General features: G+C 42.3%; 27 protein-coding genes. 26 read left to right on the top strand and 1 reads right to left on the bottom strand.

Going from position 1 to position 21,597, the window contains the following annotated elements:
* Positions 1-120 precede the first annotated feature (120 nt).
* The 19 genes from HF638_RS04420 to HF638_RS04335 all read left to right on the top strand — a co-directional run bounded on the left by HF638_RS04420 (position 121) and on the right by HF638_RS04335 (position 16,137).
* The gene (locus HF638_RS04420) at positions 121-828 is read left to right on the top strand and encodes a Cthe_2314 family HEPN domain-containing protein (RefSeq protein WP_169479060.1); all 708 of its coding nucleotides are present in this window, start codon (positions 121-123) and stop codon (positions 826-828) included.
* 192 nt (positions 829-1,020) lie between these two features.
* Positions 1,021-1,734, top strand: a complete 714-nt coding sequence (locus HF638_RS04415; RefSeq protein ID WP_169479059.1) for a hypothetical protein — start codon at positions 1,021-1,023, stop codon at positions 1,732-1,734.
* Between the two features lie 310 nt (positions 1,735-2,044).
* Entirely contained in the window at positions 2,045-3,085 is a 1,041-nt protein-coding gene (locus HF638_RS04410; protein WP_169479058.1) for a hypothetical protein, read from the top strand.
* A gap of 236 nt (positions 3,086-3,321) precedes the next feature.
* Positions 3,322-3,942 (top strand): hypothetical protein, encoded by a 621-nt coding sequence (locus tag HF638_RS04405; RefSeq protein WP_169479057.1) that lies wholly within the window; start codon positions 3,322-3,324, stop codon positions 3,940-3,942.
* 172 nt (positions 3,943-4,114) lie between these two features.
* A complete protein-coding gene (locus tag HF638_RS04400; protein WP_169479056.1) occupies positions 4,115-4,498 on the top strand; it encodes a nuclear transport factor 2 family protein in 384 nt (127 codons plus the stop codon).
* Positions 4,499-4,715: 217 nt separating this feature from the next.
* Complete coding sequence (locus tag HF638_RS04395) at positions 4,716-5,312, top strand: hypothetical protein (protein ID WP_248278032.1); 597 nt, start codon at positions 4,716-4,718, stop codon at positions 5,310-5,312.
* Positions 5,313-5,687: 375 nt separating this feature from the next.
* Complete coding sequence (locus HF638_RS04390) at positions 5,688-6,137, top strand: hypothetical protein (RefSeq protein ID WP_169479054.1); 450 nt, start codon at positions 5,688-5,690, stop codon at positions 6,135-6,137.
* Positions 6,138-6,478: 341 nt separating this feature from the next.
* Entirely contained in the window at positions 6,479-7,306 is an 828-nt protein-coding gene (locus HF638_RS04385) for a transporter substrate-binding domain-containing protein (protein ID WP_169479053.1), read from the top strand.
* A 27-nt stretch (positions 7,307-7,333) separates the two neighbouring features.
* Positions 7,334-8,029: an amino acid ABC transporter permease gene (locus HF638_RS04380; protein WP_076330079.1), complete on the top strand. Its 696-nt coding sequence runs from the start codon at positions 7,334-7,336 to the stop codon at positions 8,027-8,029.
* Positions 8,026-8,736, top strand: a complete 711-nt coding sequence (locus tag HF638_RS04375; protein WP_169479052.1) for an amino acid ABC transporter permease — start codon at positions 8,026-8,028, stop codon at positions 8,734-8,736. Before HF638_RS04380 ends, HF638_RS04375 begins: the two co-directional genes overlap by 4 nt.
* Positions 8,733-9,485 carry an amino acid ABC transporter ATP-binding protein gene (locus HF638_RS04370; protein WP_169479051.1) on the top strand — a complete coding sequence of 251 codons (753 nt, stop codon included), beginning with the start codon at positions 8,733-8,735 and terminating at the stop codon, positions 9,483-9,485. Before HF638_RS04375 ends, HF638_RS04370 begins: the two co-directional genes overlap by 4 nt.
* 145 nt (positions 9,486-9,630) lie before the next feature.
* Complete coding sequence (locus HF638_RS04365) at positions 9,631-10,647, top strand: LLM class flavin-dependent oxidoreductase (RefSeq protein ID WP_169479050.1); 1,017 nt, start codon at positions 9,631-9,633, stop codon at positions 10,645-10,647.
* Between the two features lie 48 nt (positions 10,648-10,695).
* Positions 10,696-11,193, top strand: a complete 498-nt coding sequence (locus tag HF638_RS04360) for a DinB family protein (protein ID WP_248278000.1) — start codon at positions 10,696-10,698, stop codon at positions 11,191-11,193.
* On the top strand, positions 11,193-11,774 hold the full coding sequence (locus tag HF638_RS04355; protein ID WP_169479049.1) for a GNAT family N-acetyltransferase: 582 nt from the start codon (positions 11,193-11,195) through the stop codon (positions 11,772-11,774). The genes HF638_RS04360 and HF638_RS04355 overlap by 1 nt, the downstream gene beginning before the upstream one ends.
* Before the next feature lie 24 nt (positions 11,775-11,798).
* Entirely contained in the window at positions 11,799-13,136 is a 1,338-nt protein-coding gene (locus tag HF638_RS04350) for an LLM class flavin-dependent oxidoreductase (protein ID WP_169479048.1), read from the top strand.
* 64 nt (positions 13,137-13,200) lie between these two features.
* The gene (locus HF638_RS04345; RefSeq protein WP_169479047.1) at positions 13,201-14,523 is read left to right on the top strand and encodes an LLM class flavin-dependent oxidoreductase; all 1,323 of its coding nucleotides are present in this window, start codon (positions 13,201-13,203) and stop codon (positions 14,521-14,523) included.
* Between the two features lie 164 nt (positions 14,524-14,687).
* Positions 14,688-14,834, top strand: coding sequence for a DUF6933 domain-containing protein (locus tag HF638_RS28970; RefSeq protein ID WP_397351889.1), 147 nt, complete (start codon positions 14,688-14,690; stop codon positions 14,832-14,834).
* Positions 14,835-14,914: 80 nt separating this feature from the next.
* A complete protein-coding gene (locus HF638_RS04340) occupies positions 14,915-15,559 on the top strand; it encodes a DUF3885 domain-containing protein (RefSeq protein WP_169479046.1) in 645 nt (214 codons plus the stop codon).
* Positions 15,560-15,651: 92 nt separating this feature from the next.
* Positions 15,652-16,137 (top strand): hypothetical protein, encoded by a 486-nt coding sequence (locus HF638_RS04335; protein ID WP_169479045.1) that lies wholly within the window; start codon positions 15,652-15,654, stop codon positions 16,135-16,137.
* Here HF638_RS04335 and HF638_RS04330 read toward each other — a convergent pair.
* Positions 16,112-16,717 carry a hypothetical protein gene (locus tag HF638_RS04330; RefSeq protein WP_169479044.1) on the bottom strand — a complete coding sequence of 202 codons (606 nt, stop codon included), beginning with the start codon at positions 16,715-16,717 and terminating at the stop codon, positions 16,112-16,114. The two genes, HF638_RS04335 and HF638_RS04330, sit on opposite strands and share 26 nt — an antisense overlap.
* 219 nt (positions 16,718-16,936) lie before the next feature.
* Here HF638_RS04330 and HF638_RS04325 point away from each other — a divergent pair, with 219 nt between their 5' ends.
* The 7 genes from HF638_RS04325 to HF638_RS04295 all read left to right on the top strand — a co-directional run bounded on the left by HF638_RS04325 (position 16,937) and on the right by HF638_RS04295 (position 21,573).
* Entirely contained in the window at positions 16,937-17,287 is a 351-nt protein-coding gene (locus tag HF638_RS04325) for a hypothetical protein (RefSeq protein ID WP_169479043.1), read from the top strand.
* A 29-nt stretch (positions 17,288-17,316) separates the two neighbouring features.
* On the top strand, positions 17,317-18,042 hold the full coding sequence (locus HF638_RS04320; protein ID WP_169479042.1) for a hypothetical protein: 726 nt from the start codon (positions 17,317-17,319) through the stop codon (positions 18,040-18,042).
* Positions 18,043-18,278: 236 nt separating this feature from the next.
* A complete protein-coding gene (locus HF638_RS04315; protein ID WP_169479041.1) occupies positions 18,279-18,875 on the top strand; it encodes a chloramphenicol phosphotransferase CPT family protein in 597 nt (198 codons plus the stop codon).
* A 65-nt stretch (positions 18,876-18,940) separates the two neighbouring features.
* A complete protein-coding gene (locus HF638_RS04310; RefSeq protein ID WP_169479040.1) occupies positions 18,941-19,186 on the top strand; it encodes a hypothetical protein in 246 nt (81 codons plus the stop codon).
* A 152-nt stretch (positions 19,187-19,338) separates the two neighbouring features.
* Complete coding sequence (locus HF638_RS04305; RefSeq protein WP_169479039.1) at positions 19,339-19,617, top strand: hypothetical protein; 279 nt, start codon at positions 19,339-19,341, stop codon at positions 19,615-19,617.
* Between the two features lie 137 nt (positions 19,618-19,754).
* Positions 19,755-20,795 (top strand): ABC transporter substrate-binding protein, encoded by a 1,041-nt coding sequence (locus HF638_RS04300; RefSeq protein WP_169479038.1) that lies wholly within the window; start codon positions 19,755-19,757, stop codon positions 20,793-20,795.
* A 1-nt stretch (position 20,796) separates the two neighbouring features.
* Positions 20,797-21,573: a (2Fe-2S)-binding protein gene (locus HF638_RS04295; RefSeq protein WP_169479037.1), complete on the top strand. Its 777-nt coding sequence runs from the start codon at positions 20,797-20,799 to the stop codon at positions 21,571-21,573.
* Positions 21,574-21,597: the final 24 nt, after the last annotated feature.

Genomic DNA, 21,597 nt, shown 5'->3' with positions numbered 1-21,597 from the left:
AAGTCAGGTTACATCCTCTAACATAATATTCACGCTGCGGACATTCGTCCTTGGTCTGGCATTCGCCAGACACTCGACAGTCGTCGAGTCGTGAATACAGGAACGTTATGAGAAATCTTCGTGAAAGTTGGTATTAAGATGAGATATGTAAGATACCCAAATCAAGAAGAATGGAATGATATTTTTAATAGAAGTCCATTCAAAGACTTTAATTTTTCCTCATTGGACTTTGCTGATAAGAATTTTGAAATAACTGATGTTTTTGATACGCCTATATTGAACTCAAATGGATTTCTACTAATACAAAGGGTTAGAGCACTTATTGAGAGTTACATATTATTGAGTTTTTATTATGAGTTGGGGATTCCTGATGAAATAGAACAAAGAAATAATAAAGATATATTTAATGATTTTGAAGAACATCATTATCAAATCAAAGCCAGATTTGATAACTGTACTGATGTATTTTACTTCAAAATTTTCTCTTGTTGGGAAACGCTGGGGCATATTCTCAATATACAATATGATTTAAAGACGAAAAGAGTGTATTTCAGAGACGTTGTAAGTTCTCTAGAAAAGATAGATGCCAATATGTATTTTGAACTTAATGAAATTATTAATGATACAGAATTTAAAAATGCTATTAATTATAGGAACCAAATTACACATAATCAATCCCCAAACATTCCAGGACTAGTAAGAACTCGATTTAAAAATGGATTAGAAACAGAAAAATTTCAAGAATGTCTAAGTCCTAACAATGTTATTAAGAATATTAATTTTATTATTGAACTGCTTAAAAGAAGTATATTTATTATAGGGAAGTAACATGTAGTTTGAGTATTTCAACGAAGTCGAAGACATCTCATAACATAATATTCACGCTGTGGCTCCTTACGGAGCCTTGGTCTTCGGGAAGGATTTCGAGGGGGCATTTCAGCAGACAACCCCTTCGGGGTTCGTGAATACAGGAACGTTATCGGAAATTGCTAAGAGCATAAATAGATTGGAGAGAATTGCTTGAAGATAAAGTTAGCTTGTCGTGGATGCAAAGAAGAACGATTCAAATCAATTGATTTAACTGATGGGATTTACTACAAGTTTGAATGTGAGAATGGTCATAAGAATAATATTATTCTACAAGAATGGAAGTTTGAAATACTATTTGAAATGGCATTAATGGCTTTGAAAGACGGATACACCAGAGAAGCTGTTTCTAGTTTTGCAGCTTCTCTAGAAAGGTTTTATGAATATATCATTGAACTTATTGCAATTCGGAATGAAATTGACTCGCACCAATTCACAGATACTTGGAAATTGATGAGTATCCAATCTGAAAGACAACTTGGTGCATTTTACACAGCGTATTTATTGCACTTTAAAGAAGTTCCGATGCCTTTGCATAAAAGGAATATAGAATTTAGAAATAAAGTAATTCACAAAGGTTACATACCAACAACTGAAGAAGTTACTGATTACGGACGAGAAGTTTTTAAATATATTCTTCAAGTATTAAAGAAAATTGATTTACATGAATATATGCCTGCAATTCTCAAAATGACACAAAAAACAAGAGAAGCATTAAACATAGATTATTCATACGGAATAATATGTATAGTGCCAGTTCCTGTTGGATTAAAACATCATTCAAAACATTTGCTTGAGAATTTGGATTTTGATGAATTACTAAAAAGCAGAAAAGAATTTGAAGTTATGAAAGGAAGCTTTGAATAATTTAAGAGGACAGCAACATCCGATAACATAATATTCACGCTGCGGGTATGCGCCCTTGGCCCGGCATACGCCGGACACTCGACATGCGTCGAGTCGTAAATACAGGAACGTTAAGCGTAACTTCTTAAAATCAAATTTAAGAGTAGTCTAAAAAAATAAACTAGTGAAATTCAAAACTGGAATAAGTCTTTAGCACAAATTTCAAAGAGAAAACAAAATTAAAATTTGATATTACATTTAGTTTTTAAGTGAGAAGTTAATTTCTAATATAGCTAAAATACTAAGTTGAAGATTGGGGATTTGAGTAGGAATGTCAACTTTCAATTCAGGAACAAATATTTTTTCAATTCAAACTGATATTATTAAAAGTACTTTTAATAAAAATCTTATTCTGTATAAAAGAGTGGAAAATAGTTTGAAAACACTTGATTCTAATATACAAGAAATAGATTTAAATGCTTATTTAACTGACGTTTATGATATGGGTTTTAGAAATTATCAGAGATTGAAATTGATAAGCAATGATAGAAGAGCATATTTAGAGCTTCATCAAATGCATGTGGAGATGTTAGTGAAATTCTTTCAGTATCAAAGAAGCTTATTAAGTAGTGGTTTCATAAATCCGTATTGCCCAGTATTAAATTTACATCCATTAATAACGGATTCGAATAAGTTGTGGCTAAACAAGGATGTAGTATTAAATTGTTCGTCTGAACGAAAGGGAAAGATTTCTGCAGGTTATGGTGAAGGTATAGCTCGCTTGCTGCTTGAACAATTGGACGATGTTTCTCCATTTGGCGTACTTAGAGTAAGTAAGAGCAACAAAAAGCAATTTTCAACTCCAGATTTTATTATAGTTAATCGCTATCTTAAAATTGTGGCGATAACTGAGGTTAAATCTAGTATCAATAATAAGATGGTGTCGACAGCCCGACAAGCAAAGCAAACTAGATTTTCAGGATTAGGAGTGAATGTCTTTTTTAATTTATATGATAATTCGCCTGTTGACATTAAAATTGTTGATCCAGAAGTGACATTAGATATGGATGTTTCTCCTTCAATATATGCCTATATGTCTATGGCTCAAGCACATATTAGTATGCGGGAGGAATCTCCTCTTGAATTCTTTGATCAAGAATGGATAAGAAGATTAGTTCACAAATTCGAAGAAGATATTTTGATTAAAATGGTTGAGAATAGAGAAGATTTATGGAAAGTGGAAAAACAAGATGAAGAAGTGGAACAGGTTGATCAGTGGTTAGATACCGAAAATGAAGAGCTTAAACTATTTTTAAAAGAATATCTCTATTCAGATAAAAATTCGAAGTTATTTGTTTTTAAGTCACACTGAAAGAAGTAGTATTCATAATCATGATAAATCTTATCCAAGAAAATATCTTGCATTTGGGATATGCATGGTAACGAAAATTCAATACTAACATCATAAAGATAGAAGCAACGCTTAACATAATATTCACGCTACGGGCATACGCCCTGGGTCCGGCATTCGCCGGACACTCAGCATACGCTGAGTCGTGAATACAGGAACGTTATACAACATACTAGCAACAAAGGGGAATTGAAATTATGGACTTAAATATAAGTAACATAATTATTGCTAGCTTAGGTTTAGTAGGTGCTATGATCGGTGGCTTCTTAAGCTATAAGGCCAGTAAAAGTGCGACTCAAGATAGTATAAAGGCTCAATCAGAAATCTATAATAAAACTCGTGAGTTAGAGAATAGAAGAATTTTTGAGAATAAAAGAACTTCAGCAAAAATTATTTATATTGATTTTTTAAATGCTATTGATGAGGGATTGAATATAGTCAAAGAGCAAAAAAGACAACATGTTGGTCGTGCCCCTAATCTATTACCAATGAACACAGCATATTCATCAATAATCGTCTCACTTAGTGAGGAATTAAATCCAGAAGAACTATCTGTAATAAACAGATTGTACGGGATAATGGAGAAAGTAAGACATGATATCTTAAATTTGGATTATATATTAGGCACATATGATCATATAGAATTTGATTATCGTATTTTGCTTGTTGAAGTCTTTGGAAATAATTATAAAGAAATGATAGAAACTAACTTAGAATATATTACAAGAGATCTTATAGTTGAGAAAATAGATCGAGAGTATAAAAAAGTTTTCGAAAAACTTAGAGTTTTAGGTGAGTTAAATACTTATGGGAATTAGAGAGAGTAATCAGGAAGGCTAGTACGTCGTATAACATAATATTCACGCTGTGGACATTCGTCCTTGGTCTGGTATTCGCCGGACACCCAGCATACGCTGGGTCGTGAATACAGGAACGTTATCTGAAATCAGGACAATTATGTAATATCAAAATCTAGGAGTGTGATTCGACTTGGAGAACTCAAATTTAAAAGATCTTATTGAAAAATACCTGAGCTCATATAATACGTTTAACATTGATGGAATGATAGGAGTTTTGAATGAGAATATTCATTTTCGAAACATTTCTAAAGGTGAAGTGAATTCGGAAACAAAGGGGATTCAGGAATTTCGCACATTAGCAGAGCAGTCAATTCAGGTATTTTCTCAAAGGCGTCAAGTAATAAAGAACATTACTTTCGCAGGAGATAAAGCAGAGGTTGACATTGATTATGAGGGAGTATTGTCCAGAGATCTCCCTAATGGAATGATGGCAGGAGAAACATTAAAACTTCAAGGGAAATCAATATTTCAAATGAAAGATAAGAAGTTAATATTGATTGAAGATCATAGTTGAAACATTATTGAAAGTTATTCATAGATTACCTTGAAAATCAGATAACAATATATTCACGCATCGAGCATACGCCCTCGGTCCGGCAGAAGCATTTCAGGAAAGCAGAGGCTGCCGGACACACTTGGCATACGCCAAGCGTCATGAATACAGGAACGTTAGCTGAAATTCCTGAAAACGAGATAAAAAGATGAAGTAGGTGAAGTTTAAGTTGTCTTATATGAAACCAGTAATCCGAGAACCTTATTACGATAAACCTATTTGGATTGAGAATGAAGTGAATCGAAAGGAATTTACTTTTTTATCCTCAAAAAGTAGTGAAGCTGAAGTTGAATTGTTTTTACTGCATTTATTTGGATACAACAGCATTGATGTATCGAAGTCTTTCGAGGAATCTTTTGAAGAGCTATTTGAGCAAGATGAAGTAGCGCTACTAGGTGGGGCAGCTTTTATAAAGGATGATGAGACATGTATCATGCCTAGCTGCTGTTGTGGGCTAGAAGAAATACAATCAATAGAACATTCAATTCAAGCTAAACAAAGTCCATGGCTTGGGCATGACCCATCGCCTGGAATTCAGTATTTTGATGATTACGCCTTAGTATGGTCAGATGATCCGGAACCACTTAAGGAAGAACTCGTATGCATTAAGTTTACCTATAATGAGCTGGCAGAAAGCCTTAAGAAATGCAAAAAGGACTTATTGGAATTTATAGAAGAACCACTATATAAATGGATTAAGGTAAGAAATGGTGACATAGCGAATCGAATGAAGCAAAAGATGTTTTACTGGTTTTGGAAAGACGAGTTTTTATGATCAGAGATACTCACATGAGATTTATTTATAGATCAAAAGTAAATTCAAATAAAGAATAGTGGTGAACCAATATGGATATTCGATCCTTGATTTACTTATATGGCAACAAGACATGAATTGGCCAATTGCACTAGAAATACTTAAACCAGAGCTAGAAAGAATAAGGGACTACCCAACAAGTGATGAGATACAAAGTGAATTAAGAGAAGAAGTAGAAGTAATACTAAAACGACTCTTGTAGGTAGTACATAGAAGGGGAGTACTTCTGATAACAGAACATTCGAGCTGGGGCTCCTAATGGAGCCTTGGTCTGCGAGTTGAATTTCAAGGAAGTAGTCTGTTGGAACAACGATACAAGCAAGAGAAGGAGTTTATATGAAATATTCTAAAGCATGTCTTATACTCATTCTTATCATCTTGTGTAGTACGGGATGTGGAACAAGAGAAATGATAGAAATTAATTATAATGTGCAAGAAATACCTAATCATGATTTTATGCTTACTGTGAATAACTACTTTCAACATTTTGATGATATCCGGAGATGGAAAGACTACACGACAGAAACATATGTGAAAAGCGTATATGCATGGTGTACAGGAGACTATACAGAAGAAGCAACAGTCGATGAGATGGTTAAAGTATATTATCAATTGAACAAGGATTCTCTTAAGTTAGAATCGGTAGATATAAATAACATTGAAGTAAGTGAAAATGATGAGATCTTAATTGAAGTATCTAGAACATGGGAAGATGGCCAAAAAGATGAATCCACGTATTCTATACTCTTCGAAAACGAGGGATGGAAAATTGACGATCGGATGTGAACGTTGATTGGAAAGCACTAACATATGTATGAATGGTTTGAATGAACTGAATGTATACTTGCGAAAACAAAGAAGCCGGGGCATTAAATGTCCGGCTTTTTTTGTCGATCCTATGTCTCTAAACTCTCACAATAAGAGACTTTCCCGACACAAAATATAGTGAATAGGGAATCGTGTAATCGCACACATTGAATAATTGAATTTACATATAGAATAGTTCTATAAGTATACCCGTTGACGATATTCCCACTGGGATGATATTTTTAGATCAATTAATTCCTACTTAACATGTATGAATTGGTGGTTTAAAAATAATATAAAACATAACGGGGGATACAAACATGAAAAAATGGTCTGTTTTAACACTAACTACTGCACTAGTTCTGGCGTTGACAGGATGCAACACCGGGGGAGAAGCGAAGACGGCATCGGGAGCTGAGGGGGCAAACGAACCAACCCAGATTATTGTGGGAACAGGCACACAGTTTCCGAATGTAGCCTTTATTGACGAAAATGATAAGCTGACGGGTTACGATGTAGAACTGGTCAGAGAAATTGATAAACGGCTTGATGATTACGAGTTCGAGTTTCAGACGCTGGAGTTCACCAACTTGCTGCTGAGCCTTGAAACGAACAAGATTGACATGGTTGCACATCAAATGGAAAAAAATCCGGAGCGCGAGGAGAAATATCTGTTCAACAAAGAAGCGTATTCCCATTGGAAAAACAAAATTGCCGTTCTTAAAGATGACAACTCCATTCAATCCATTGACGATTTGAAGGGCAAGAAAGTATTTACTACAGCAACCAGTGCACAAGCCATCTTGCTGGAAAACTACAACAAGGAGCATGACAATGCACTTGAAATTGTGTATTCAAGTGGTGTGGCCAACGATTTAATCTCACAACTCAAGTCCAAACGGGTTGTAGCGTCTATAGCTGCAGACTTTACCCTTCCACTTATCGATCCAAACAACGATTTGAAACTGGTCGGTGCGCCGCTTAGTGAATCAGACACGCTGTTTATGTTCCGCAAAAACGACCCTGAGCAGCAAAAACTCGCTGACCGTGTCGATGAAGTGCTGAAGGAAATCAAGGCTGACGGCACATTGAAGCAACTGAGCGAGCAATGGCTTGGTTTTGACGCTACGCAATCGGAAGCCAAATAACACGTAGAGGAAAGGCAGGTCGCTGCGATGGGTGCACCATTTGAATTCAGTTATGTCATTGACTACTTTGTAAAGCTCCTACCCACTATCAGTACTACGCTTCTAATTGTAGTTAGTGCAATGGTGCTTGGACTTATCATCAGTTCCATCGCGGCACTGCCGCAGATGTATAATATTCCGGTGCTGAAACAGCTGTCTAAGCTGTATGTATCCTTTTTTCGCGGTACACCGATCCTGATTCAGCTGTTTTTGTTCTATTACGGTGTACCGGAAATTTTAGGTTTGTTCGGTATTAATGCCAATCGTGCACCTGCACTGTATTTTGTCATTATGACTTACTCGTTGAATAGCGGAGCGTTTATGGTGGAGATGATTCGGGCTTCAGTCGCATCGGTGGATCGGGGGCAGGTCGAGGCTGCTTATGCGCTGGGCATGTCTGGCCCACAAGCCTTTTTCCGGATTGTATTGCCGCAGGCATATGTGACGGCACTGCCTATATTCTCCAATATGGTGATTGGCAGCCTGAAGGATACATCACTTGCTTTCAGTGTGGGTGTCATGGAGATGACCGGCAAATCCTCCACACTGGCAACGATCTCTCGTCATTTTATCGAAGCGTATATCTCACTGGCTCTCATTTATTTTGTTCTAAGCTTTGTGCTGGATCGGGTGTTCCGTGTGCTTGAGCGGAAAGTACAGAAGAGGGGGTTTGCTCCGATATGAGCTTTGATCTTTCCTTTGTATGGACCGCTTTCGTGGAGCTTCTCGGTGTCATCCCGATTACGCTGGCGATTACCGCTGTATCGGTTGTCTTCGGTTTTATCATCGGCACAGCCGTTGCGCTTGTCCGCCAATTTCGGATTCCTGTGCTGAGTCAGCTGGCGGCTGCCTACGTTACATTTATTCGCGGTACGCCAATGATTACACATTTGCTTCTGATCTATTTCGGTCTGCCCATGGTGATTGACAGTGTGACAGCATCGCTCGGACTTGGATTCAACTCCGCGTCGATTCCGTTGATCGGCTTTGCCTACCTCGCATTTTCGATTACGGCTGGGGCTTATGCGTCAGAGATTGTTAGATCCGGCTTGCTCTCGGTTGATCGCGGGCAGATCGAGGCTGCTTATTCCCTTGGCATGACAGCATCGAAGGCGATGCGCCGAATTGTGTTGCCGCAGGCTTTTGCGGCGAGTCTGCCCAACATTTCGAACATGCTGATTGGTATGCTGCATGGTTCAACGCTAGCATTTGCGGTCTCTGTGGTGGAGATTAACGCCAAGGCGCAAATTGTCGCATCGACCAACTGGAAGTTTTTTGAGGCGTATGTGGCGGCAGCTCTCATTTTCTGGGGTCTGACCATAACTATTGAAAGACTGACCGCGCTGGCAGAGAAGCGGTTCAGGGCGTACAGCCGGGGAGGCGTGTCATGATTGAACTTAAGCAAATACACAAAAGCTTCGGGGACAATAAAGTGCTTTCGGGAATTGATCTGAGTGTAAAGCGCGGAGAGGTTGTTGCCATTCTGGGACCAAGCGGTTCTGGCAAAACAACACTTCTGCGTTGCATCAATTATTTGGAGAAGCCGGATTCCGGGCATATCAGCATCGGAGACTTTACCCTGAATTACAAGCAGCATAACAAAAAGGATATCCATGCTCTGCGCCAAAAATCGGCGATGGTATTCCAGCAATATAATTTATTTCGCCACAAAACGGCGCTGCAAAATGTGATGGAGGGGCTTGTCGCTGTCCGTAAAGTGCCGAAGGAGGAAGCAAAGGCGCGCAGTGCGGCCTTGCTGGAGAAAGTTGGCCTCGGAAACAAGCTCGATTCGTACCCTAGCGAGCTGTCTGGTGGACAGCAGCAGCGCGTCGGTATTGCACGGGCGTTGGCGATGAATCCAGAGGTCATTTTGTTTGACGAGCCGACCTCTGCTCTTGACCCGGAACTTGTAGGCGAGGTGCTGGCTGTCATTCGCCAAATTGCGGAGGAAGGAATAACGATGATCATCGTTACTCACGAAATGGGTTTTGCGCAGGAAGTAGCGAACCATGTTGTATTCATGGATGGCGGTGTCATTGTGGAGGAAGGCGATCCGAAGCAGTTGTTCCGATATCCGAAGGAAGAACGCACGAAGCAATTTCTCAAACGCATTACGCCTGACACCGCATACTCGATATAAGGGAATCAATTTCATAATACCTTTAGCTACTTCAATCAAGGCAAGATATAGATCAAAACGATTCAATTTGTCTATATCTTGTTACAAAAAACCATTTTTAGTGAGTTATGAAATTGATTCAAGGAACATTGGAGGGGGACTGTACATGTCATTTACATTAGGAATTTTGGACCAAAGCATCGTGTTTCCCGGCCAGACGGCTGCGGAGGCGCTGAACAATACAGTAGAACTGGCGATGCTCGCGGAGTCTCTTGGCTATGATCGTTTTTGGGTAGCCGAGCATCATGACTCGGAAGGTGTTGCCGGATCATCGCCAGAAGTGCTCGTATCGTATTTGCTGGCACAGACCCATACCATCCGGGTCGGCTCCGGTGGTGTAATGCTCCAGCATTACAGTCCATATAAGGTAGCGGAAAACTTCAATATACTTGCGACGCTGGCCCCGGGACGGGTTGAATTGGGCATCGGGCGAGCGCCGGGCGGCTTGCCTCGTTCCACGAAGGCGCTGCAAAAGGGAATCGCAGAGCCGGAAACGTTGGAGGACAAATTGGTGGAACTTAAGGACTTCCTGCATTCTCCGGCGAGTGAATCCCATGCGCAGCCAGGGCTGACGGCTCATCCGTTACCAGGACAGCCAGCGGGTATTTATATGCTGGGTACGAGCGTTTCCAGTGCAGAGCTGGCGGCAAGGCAGGGGCTTCCTTATGCGTTCGCCCTATTTATTAACAGTGATCCCGAGACGGCACGCGCTGCGTTGGATGCTTACCACACACAGTTTAACGCTGAGCAAGGCGGGGAGCCACAAGCGATTCTGGCCTTGTCTGTGATTGCGGCAGAGACGGAAGAAGAGGCTAATGCGCTGGCGGGACAGCATAAAAGTGTGCGTGTGACGCTGGCCAGTGGCAAAACCGTTAATGTGCAGACGCTGGAGCAGGCAGAGGAATTCGCAAGGCAGGCCGGAGAATCCTATACGGCGGTTGAGCGCGAGGCGGACATTACACGCGGCACAAAGGAAACGGTGCGGAAGCGGCTGCTCGCGCTGTCAGAGGAGTATGGTGTAAACAGTTTTGTATTCACAACGATTATTCCTGATTTTGATAAGAGGACTCGTTCCTTCCAGTTGCTTAGAGAAGCATTTACAGAGGAACTAGTGCAACGTTAATAACGTTTATAATCGAATCCATTTCATAATACAGATCGGAGAGCGGTAATGATGGGGAACACAACAGGGAAGACAACATCAATCATATCGGCGTATGTAGACGCTTATGAAGAGATTGAACAGGAAATCGCGGGACTGACCGAGCGGCAGTTGAAATGGAAATCGTCTCCATCCTCCTGGAGTGTTACCGAAGTGCTGGCGCATCTGGTGGACCACAGCATCGTCGTTTCCTTTCGCATTCGTGAAATACTAGCAGGATCAAAAGCGACGCTACCCGGTTTTAACCAGGATGCGTGGGTTGCTGGACAGAAAGCAAATGAGGAGCAAATCTCTCGCCTGATTACGATTGCTCATGGCCTGGTTCAATACAACTCAGGGCTACTGGAGCGCCTGGGCGATGAGGAATGGAGCAAAACCGGCATCAACTTCAAAGGGGAGGCGGTATCTCTTTCTGCGATCATCCCGGCTTTTGTAGCTCATGTGGAGAACCATCTCAACCAGATTCGCAGAATCAAGCAAGAAGCGGCTGAAAAGCAGGTGCAATGATGGGAAAGACTGAGGCGCAATCAACGGAAAGGCAACAACCGAATCCGAGCAATGACGGCCGGGAACTGATCATCAGGGAAGCGGCAGCCGATGACGTTCGCTTGCTGGAGGCCATCCTGTTTGAGGCATACAGCCAATATGAACAAGAGCTTCCTCAGGATGTATGGCTTGCCTATAAAGCAAGCATTGTAGAAGCTATTAATAAATCGTCAACGATAGCCAAGCTTGTAGCAGAACTGGACGGAGAAGTTGTAGGCAGTGTGTTTGTATATGCCTCATCCGAGACAGCATACGGTAATGCAGAGCTTGGCATCCATTCCCCGATTATCCGTTTGCTGGGCGTGACTGGTAAGGCGCGCGGCAGAGGTGTGGCTACAGAGCTCATTCGAGCGAGCGCCAAACTTGCGAGAGAACAAGGTGCGGATACGTTGTACCTTCATTCCTCGGACATGATGGGAGAGGCCATCCGTCTCTATGAGCGACTGGGCTTTGAACGAGCCCATGATAAGGAGTTTACTACAGGGCAGACGTTAGTCAAAAGCTATCGTTTGCAGTTGGCTGATACTACACTGCTTCAATAAATGGATCAATGCGGGAGGGTGACCATGAGTAAAGCGAAACAGCTTAAATTAGGCAGCATTATTTTGGGTGTTGGTGGAACGATGTCCAGTTGGCGTCATCCCAGTGTGCCGGTGGATGCCAGCGTTAATCTTGAGTTTTACACACAGCAGGCCCAAACGGCGGAACGAGGCAAATTCGACCTTGTGTTTATTGCCGATGGGCTGTTTATCACTGAAAAATCCATTCCTCATTTTCTAAATCGTTTCGAGCCACTTACGATTTTGTCCGCGCTTGCGGCAGTTACCACCCGGATCGGGCTGGTTGGCACATTGTCCAGCTCGTATAGTGAACCCTTTAATGCGGCCCGTCAGTTTGCTTCTCTTGATCATATCAGTAAGGGGCGCGGAGGCTGGAATCTGGTCACATCGCCGTTAGAAGGCTCGGCAACAAACTATAGCAAAGAGTCGCATCCGACCCACGGGGAGCGTTACGAGATTGCCGAGGAGTTTTTGGACGTTGTGCGCGGCTTGTGGGACTCCTGGGAGACGGACGCCTTTGTGCGAAACAAGGAGACGGGCGTCTTTTTTGATCCTGCGAAGCTGCATCGTGTTAATCATGAAGGTAAGCATTTTAAGGTAGCGGGGCCGCTCAACATTGCACGTACGAAGCAGGGACAACCTGTAGTATTTCAGGCTGGCTCGTCGGAGCCTGGAAAACAGCTTGCGGCGAAGGGTGCAGATGCAGTATTTACCGGACAGAACTCGATTGAGGACGCAAGAGCATTCTATGAGGATGTAAAGCGGCGTACCGTGGAGGAAGGACGCGCGGCAGACGATCTTTCCATTATGGTAGGCATTGTTCCGATTATTGGTAAAACCGATGAAGAGGCGGAGCTGAGATATCAGGAGGCTGCGAGACAGACTCCGATTGAGGAAGCGCTGGACGTGTTGGGCCGGTTTTTCGACCATCATGATTTTCATCAGTATGCACTGGATGAGCCATTCCCGGAGTTGGGTGATCTCGGACAGAACTCGTTTCGTAGCGGCACGGACCGAATCAAAGCAAGAGCCCGCGAGCATGGACAGACTTTGCGGCAGGTTGCTCTTGAAGCGGTGGCCCCACGTTCTCCGTTCATCGGCTCGGCCGAGACGGTAGCGGATACGCTGCAGCATTGGTTCGAGACAAAAGCAGCCGACGGCTTCATCGTACACCCGATTACACCGGAGGATCTTAATATTTTTGTGGATGACGTCGTGCCGATTTTGCAGGAGCGCGGTGTGTTTCGCACGGAATATGAATTCGATACGCTACGGGGGCATCTGGGTTTGCCTGTGCCGGAAAATCGTTATGCAAAGCAGCCGACAGCAGCAGAAGCACTTTGAACAAAACGTTTGCAGATAGAACGGATATAAAAATGAGATTACATTAACTGAGAGGGGAACCGTAATGTCGAGAGAGGGTCAATTAAGGCTGGGAACATCACTACACGGCGTCGGCTCCAGCGTTTCGGGCTGGAGACATCCCGAGCTGCCATCAGATGCAAGCATAAATATCGATTTTTACATCCAGCAGGCTAGACAGGCGGAGGCCGGCAAGCTTGATTTTGTATTTATTGCCGATGGCTTGCATATTACAGAGCAGTCGATCCCTCATTTTTTGAATCGTTTTGAGCCACTTACCGTCCTGTCTGCTCTTGCCGCATCGACCAGAAACATTGGATTGGCAGGAACACTCTCCACATCCTATAGCGAACCGTTTACGGTGGCTCGTCAGTTTGCATCCCTGGATCATCTCAGCGGCGGACGTGCAGCGTGGAATGTGGTGACTTCGCCATCGGAAGGTGTAGCAGACAACTTCAACAAGGGAGGCCATCCCGACCACGAAACCCGTTATCGTATGGCGGAAGAGTACGTGGAGGTAACACGGGGATTATGGGACTCCTGGGAAGACGATGCGTTGATTCGGGACAAGGAAAGCGGTGTGTTCTTTGATCCGGAGAAGCTGCACAAGCTGAATCATAAAGGCGAATTTTACGAGGTGGCCGGACCGCTGAACATTGCGCGTTCGAAGCAGGGGCATCCCGTCGTTTTCCAGGCAGGCGCGTCGGAATCGGGCCGGGATTTTGCTGCAAAAACGGCTGATGCTGTATTTGTCCACGGTCAATCGCTGGAGGAAGCCAAGGCGGTATACGATGATCTGAAGCAGCGCGCGGTCTCCTTCGGACGTAAGCCTGAAGACATACTGATTCTGCCGGGCATTGCACCCATTGTGGGACATACCGAAGAGGAAGCCCAGCGTAAATATGATGAGGTTCTCCATCTGGGCTCCGTTGATGATGCGGTTCAATATTTAAGTCGTTACTTTGATTATCATGATTTTACCCAATATGATCTGGATGAGCCTTTTCCGGATTTAGGCGATTTTGGTTCCAATGGATTCCGAAGTTTTACGGATCAGATTAAGCGGGAAGCACGGGAGCAAGGATCGACACTACGCGAGGTTGCGTTACATGTTGCACAGCCCCGATCCCCGTTTTTTGGTACACCTGAAACAATTGCCGACAAGATGCAGCTATGGTTCGAAGAGGGGGCAGTGGACGGATTCATTATCCTGCCGACTGTACCGGATGGACTCGAAGCTTTTGTAGAGTTGGTCGTGCCTGTGTTGCAACAGCGTGGACTGTTCCGTACGGAATACGAGCATGATACGCTGCGGGGAAATATGGGACTTTCAGTGCCTGTTAATCGATACGTGAAGCAGGGTGGGTGAATCATTAGGCAAGAAAAGTTGATTCATAGTATATTGATTATAAAAAGAAACCGTCTCTATCCAATGGTTGGGTGGTACCTCCATTTCACCAAAGAACGGTTTCTTTTTTGTTTTGTCATTTGAGTACGTTTTACAGAGAGCGTCTATTCATTCATAATCTGTTAATGAATGATTTCTCCAGATTAAGTTTAACGGTCAATGGAATTAGAACGAATCAGGCCAGTAAACTGGCAACCATCTTTAAAGAGAATTTGGAGGCCTATTCGGCTGTTGAGGAAATCCCTGATCACCTGGCGAAGTATTATTTGTAAAAGAGCTTTAAACAAGATAGGAAATGGAGAGCTAAAGAATTAATTAGATGTAATCCAAAAAAAATAATGGAGGACACAGAATGGACCTGAAGACATATCTCGCAGAGCATTTTCCAAACCTGACCTTAGAACCGCCGCTTTTTTATAATGGGGATGTTGGAATACGATTCGAACTTGGCAATTCTCTGATGTTTGGAATGAGTACGGAGTATTACATGGAACAAGTTTATCATCGATCACTTGAATTATTTAAGGCTCTTCATGATCAAGAAGATGAAGTCCTATTCATAACTCAAGCTTATTTGGGAGATAAGCCTAAACACAAAGTGAAAAAATTGAACCTGTACAGAAAATATATTAAGAAGAAAGGGCCGATTAGAGCCCTGAGCCTTGAGATATTTCCAGGTTTGGATTGTGAATCAGATGACATCCAAGACCCAAGAAACACCATGTATAGGTACTGGACTAGATGCAGAGTTAAGGACTTGAAATACAATCAGTTAATCAAAGCTATATGTAATCATGATGTTGGAATTAAGCCAAAGATTTATCATAGGGTGTATTTCATTAATATAAGTAAGAAAACGATATTTCATATCTATGATGATAGAGGTTGCGATGTTATTTCAGCAGCAAGGGAAGAACTAATGGGTATCTATAAAGAATATAACGATTGGATTCTAGATTATGATCGAGAGATAATTAACAATGTATTTTTAGGATAATGCGGAAAACCTGAAATTTAATCGAACATAATTCCTAATGGAATGCATGGTCGATGAACCAAGACCGTGTTCAGATGTAAGGAGTAAGGATTATGGATAAAAAAGAAAAGAATTTTATTATTGCTATAATTGTACTTGCTGTAGTTGTACTGGGGACTATATGGTACCTAAAAGTGGGATATTTATTAAGGAAACCAGAGATGCCCGAGGCAAATATTGCAATTCAGACCCAAATGGTCGATGGTGGTGCGATTAGTTTACGAAATGCTGATTACACGGAAAATCAAATCAAGGTTGGATATGAAGTGAAAGGGTTTAGTTTGATGGAGTATAACATTGCTTGTGAGCTTTATCGTGACGGGAATTTGATTTCAACTTCTGGCTCAACAGGTGGCGGTTTGATAGAACTGGACGAAAAGCATTATTACTTCATTGGTAGTGAGAATATAACTCAAATGAATCTGCCTGAATCTATACATCTAAACGTGGAGATTAAAGTGATACCCAATGATTTTAGACAAAAATCGATAACTTCATCCTTTGACGTAAGCCTCAATTCAAATGGTACTTCTTCATGACAGAGTTACGGAAAGTTTCGTATTCTGATAACGCTTGTGCAGTGGAGGATTGAGGTACACTATATTGACTTATCCCTTCAAGGCTGAATTTGCCTAAGTTATCATTAATTAATCCATAATCACCAAAGGAGTTTTTCATCAAGAAGAGCACACTTTTATCACCTTTCTGCAGTTCTACATAGTCATTAACTGTGTACTTGACGTCTCCTTCCAGGCTGACGGGTTCAATGATTGTTAATTCGTTCTGATCAGTAGGAAAATCGTTCGGTTGCTTTAATATCTTTTCAATCTTGATGTTTGTATTGGTGTGAAAGGATTGCATAGTCCCATCATCAAATGCAGTAATAACATGCTCTCGATCTCTGACATCTGCTGTGGCATAACCAATGACGATCAGTTCAGCGAACGCATCCAGCTTATCAATTTTATGAAATGTTAAGGAGTTGGACGAAAGGTTGACGACTTTATGAATGGCTACGTCCGGTTTCGATTGACCATTTACGTAAGCGATTGCACCAGAGAAGATAGCCGATAAGATTAATACAGAGACTAGTACAACCTTCCTTTTGAAAAAAGACATGATATCATCCTCTCCGTTAGATTTAGTATTTTGCTTCATTTCTACTATACACATATCTGATAATTATTGTGAATTAATAATATAAACCTAGTAGAATATCACTATTAAATTCAACATCGAAAATATAGTGGAACCATTGAAAAGGTGGGAACGCTTGTACGTAGGGATGGTTACAGATAAAATATATACATAATTAAAACTTGAAGGAGAATGATCCCAATGACCTTGCTAAACTTATTTCATGAAAAACCAACCAAACTATGGAGCGAAAGAATGATCGAAGGCGGAGATGAGATTTTTACAGAAGAGAGATTACTCATGTCTGACAAAGCCTTGGATATCTTTTTAAACCAGTTAATAGTAGTACAAGAAACGAAACATCCTAAGCATATTATGAAAGCTGTAGAAGAAGTTGTGGTTACATTTAATGAGATGAATGAGGAAAATGGCTATTTCATTGAAACGATGGAACGTGAAGAATTGGCCGATTTTATCGACAAGGCAGCTAGGCTGGCTGGATTAGACATTGAGGAGGATGAAGATATTACGGAAGAATGGAGAGAGTGGTAAACGGGCTAACAGAAGAGGAGATGGTACGATTGAATCAACAGGAATATGGCCGCTATTTATTAGCGATGGGTGGAGAAGAATTTAAGCCAGCAGATGATGATGAGGTTGAAGCAGACCATCTATACGGATTTTTTCAGTGGTTTATGCCATCGGGAGCAGGCGTTGAACGTGTGTTTGAGCCGATTCCAGACGGGCAGCGTCTTTTGGATAGAATACGTCCAATTTATGAGATGTTGAATCCTGAGGACTTCGCCGGCGAATATGTGCCAGGATATTTCAACGGCGGACATGAGGCTGCTTCTGAGGAAACGTTGCGTGGTCTGGGGGAGAAGCTCATTCAAAGATTGAAGAGTCTGTTCTCCAAAGTACCGGAAGATGACGAAGTGGCAGACGTAGCAAATGAAGCATTACAAGATTTGGCAAGTCTGACGGAGGTCGTTGTAATACCGACAGGCGAAATTAACAAGCTGGAGCAAAGATTGATTCAAGGCACGGATGAAGAAGATGGCGAGGTCGTTTACGAAGCACTCGGAGAGCTCCTCAGTTCGCGCAGTGATTACGATGAAACAATCGAGCTATTAAGCGAAGCATACTATTCCATCGCTTGCGATTATTGGATAGCTTACTACTTACAATGGCCCCGCTATCAAGGTCTACAGGAGGCTGAAGACTGCCTGCAACCTTACTTTGAGCTATATCGTTATGGTTATAATCTTCATTGGACTCAAAATAAGCTATTCATCGGCAGGCGATAAAGAGCATTGGGGATTGAGATTACAAGTCAAAGCATGATGGAAATGAGTTTGCTTCAGCGATTGAATGCGATACATTATGAGAAATCACTAGACGAAATAGAAAAGTTTTTGAAAATGTTCTTAAAAGAACACAAAATTAGTGAAGCAACTTGGAAACATTGGATCAAATGAGTTGAAATTTTCATTGTTATGTGATCTGAATTGCAGCAATAATTTTAATGATAAGGGTGATAGATATGGAACGAGGACTCATTATATTTTTGAACGGAACGTCAAGTTCGGGGAAGACAAGCATTGCGATGGAAATGAAAAATCAGGGAGACATTCCGTTCCATCATCTATCTGTAGATCAATTTCTTCATAATTATGATCAGTTTATCGACAATACATATCCAGATATGAAACCAACAAGAGAAGTGGAACACCATGTGATGACAGATATCCTGTTCGACCCCATCAATTCGTTGTACTGTGCAACCATTAAGCTGTTTTCGGAAATGGGTTTGAATGTCATCGTGGATACGGTCATCAGCAATGACAAGTGGTTTAATGATTTTTATAATTTACTATCGGATTATCCGATATTGTTTGTAGGCGTGCATTGCTCCAAAGAAGAACTCACCAGAAGAGAGCAGAGCAGGGGAGATCGCGCGATTGGACTGGCCCATTCCCAGTTCGACTACATCTACTCCTATGATGAATATGATCTGGAAGTGAACACGGAAGAGCTTAGTTCAGCTGAATGTGCGGAAAAGATACTAAGTTATATGAAGTCCGATCAGGAATACTCGGCATTTAAGAAGTTAAGCAGAAGAGAGGTAAAAACATCGTAAAAGAAATGAATTTAAGACCAAGGCTGGTAAGCTGGCGTTTTGATGATGAGGTAAGATCGGATAACTTGGAAGAATGGAAGTGGATAGAGATCACGATAGTTTTTACAGATGGTTCCAGACGATGGAGCATCTTATATACACCAGAACGTTTGCTAAATAACTTGTCTCGACCGGACATAGACCCACCAGGTCTTCATATGCAGCAACTGATTGTTGTTAGAAGCTATGAAGTGGATGACATTGAGAGAGTGCTGAACGTTTTTGATGAAGAAGATAAATTGATCGAGGCATCAAGGGAATATCCAGAGTAGCTTCGAAATGATGAGTTCTATATCAGATGTGTTAATACATGTTTATGTTTTATGTCTTGAAAAGAAGATTGGAAGGTTGTCTGATCTCTATGGAGTAGAGAAGGACCTTCCTATTTGTTTTTAAACCTTTGGTGTACAAGGGGGAGAACGTTATGAATCCCGAAGATCATATTCAACAAATGTTACAGGCGATCATTAAAAAAACACAATCCATCATCAACGATACTGGTAAACAATCCTTCGGCTCTTTGGCGTATTTCATGGAGCACATGATAGCCTACCGGGATGAACAGCAATACATGTCTAACGAGTGGCATATCCGCACACCGCGCTGGCTAGGGGAGTATGGAAATACGCCGGAGGAAGAAGAGCTTCTTTCAGACATCTACCGATTGCAAGCGTACATTGCAGAAATGTTAAAGGGCGGATAAGCAGCTCGCGATGTCGCATTAGTCCGGCTGAAATGTCGCAAAAGTACATGGTAACACGATACGAAGATCGTATATACTCTCTTTATGTTTCGATAATGAAAATCATTATCACCAGTATACATAAGGGGGATTTACAAATGAAACAAGGAACAAAGGAGCAAACGGCTGGTAACAAAGCCTACACTGCTCACAAATCACGATTACTCATGGGCTTGATGATGGCCCTTATTCTAGTCCTGACGGCTTGCGGTGCCGCAACAGGTACAGATAGTGGTAAGCAATCTGCTGCAACGCCAGCGGAGACACCTGCGAATGCGGAAACGCAGACGGAAGGAGCTTTTCCCGTAACGATCAAGGGTATGAAGGGTGACATCACTCTAAACGAAAAACCACAGAAAATTGCAGTGCTGGATGTTAAGTTTCTGGATCAAATGTTAGCCGTTGGCGAGAAGCCAGCAGGTAGTGTTATCGCTGGAGGTAACACTGATTTTCCAGAATACTTAGGCGATCAGCCGAGTGACGTACAGGTTCTGGGTACACGGGACGAGCCTAATCTGGAAGCGATTGTAGCCTTGGAACCGGATCTGATTATCATGACGGACTTCCAGGAAAAGCAGTATGAGAGTGTAAGCAAAATTGCACCTACCCTGGTACTTGATTTTTACGAAGACTGGCGTGATACGTTAGCCACAGTGGCTAAGATTACAGACAAGCAGGACGATGCAGAGACGGTGCGTAAGGCTTATGAAGAGAAAGTCGCTGGTCTGAAGGCACAGCTGTCAGAGAAAATGGGAGATGAAACGGTAGCCCTTATTCGTCCGAGAAAAGAAGGCATTCGTGTTCATGGTATCGAGCATCGCACAGGCGGCATTCTGTATCAGGATTTGGGCTTGAAAATGCCTGCACTCGTTGAGGGAATCAAGGATGATACCTCTGTTGAAATCTCGATGGAGAAGGTTCCTGACATTGGGGCAGATCGTTATTTTGTGCTGTCGGATGAGCTGTTTGCGGCAGAGGCAGAGGCTATGGTGAGTAATCCAGTGTGGAAGTCCCTTGATGCTGTGAAGAATAACCGCACGTATGACGTAAACTCAACACTTTGGATTGCATACTACGGACCTCTTGCTATTAATCTTATTGTAGATCAGGCATCGGAAGCCCTGCTCGGATCGAATTAATATGACCCATTATCTCTCGACAGACTTATGGAAAGAGACAGTGGAGGATCATTCGATCTTGCTCGGTGAGCCGCCTGAACATAGTGTCCGTACCATTGCTCTAAGTGAGTTGCATGACGAAGCGGCATGCCGAGAGTATATCAGTTGGTTTCAGGAGTACATCGATGCGCCTGACATGAAGGTTGCCGCTTCCATGTTAGCCAAGCGAATTGGCTATCTGTGGACGGCTCCGCTGGTGACCGCGATGACTTTTCATCATCAGCATGTTTCGTTTCAGCTGGAGAACAGCTTTCTCTATCATCCGGCGCTCTCAGATCATGAGGGCGGAACAGGATTTCCTTTTCTAGCGGTGAATGGACTTCAGGCTGAAGGACTAACGGGAGACAGGGCAGTGTGGCGGGAAAAGGTGATCGAGGAGATGTTTGCGGTACAGCTTACACCGCTGTTAAAGACGCTTGCTGCGATTGCGCCACTTTCGATGAGTATTCTCTGGGAGAATATCATGGTACGCATTGGCCCACTGTATACACCTGATGAAGATGTGGTAGAGCAGGATAGTGGGCACATCCAGGCGGACTTTTCATATCTGACGCAAGTGGCGTCCGGGCAGGTGTTTGGTGTAAGAAAGAATCCGTTGACCCGCTTCACCGATTGTAAGGACAATGTTCCCGTTGCGAAAAGCGAGCGGATCACCTGTTGTTTTTATTATCAGATGTCAGGGGAATATTGCAGAAAATGTCCGAAAATTGACAATGAGAAAGAATCTCAACTAAAATGACAACAGCAACAACTTTACCTTTGC

The organism is Paenibacillus sp. SZ31, assembly GCF_012912005.1.
Classification (GTDB): domain Bacteria; phylum Bacillota; class Bacilli; order Paenibacillales; family Paenibacillaceae; genus Paenibacillus.
Note: the sequence above shows the minus strand (reverse complement) of the source record. Positions and strands in the feature narration are given on the sequence as shown.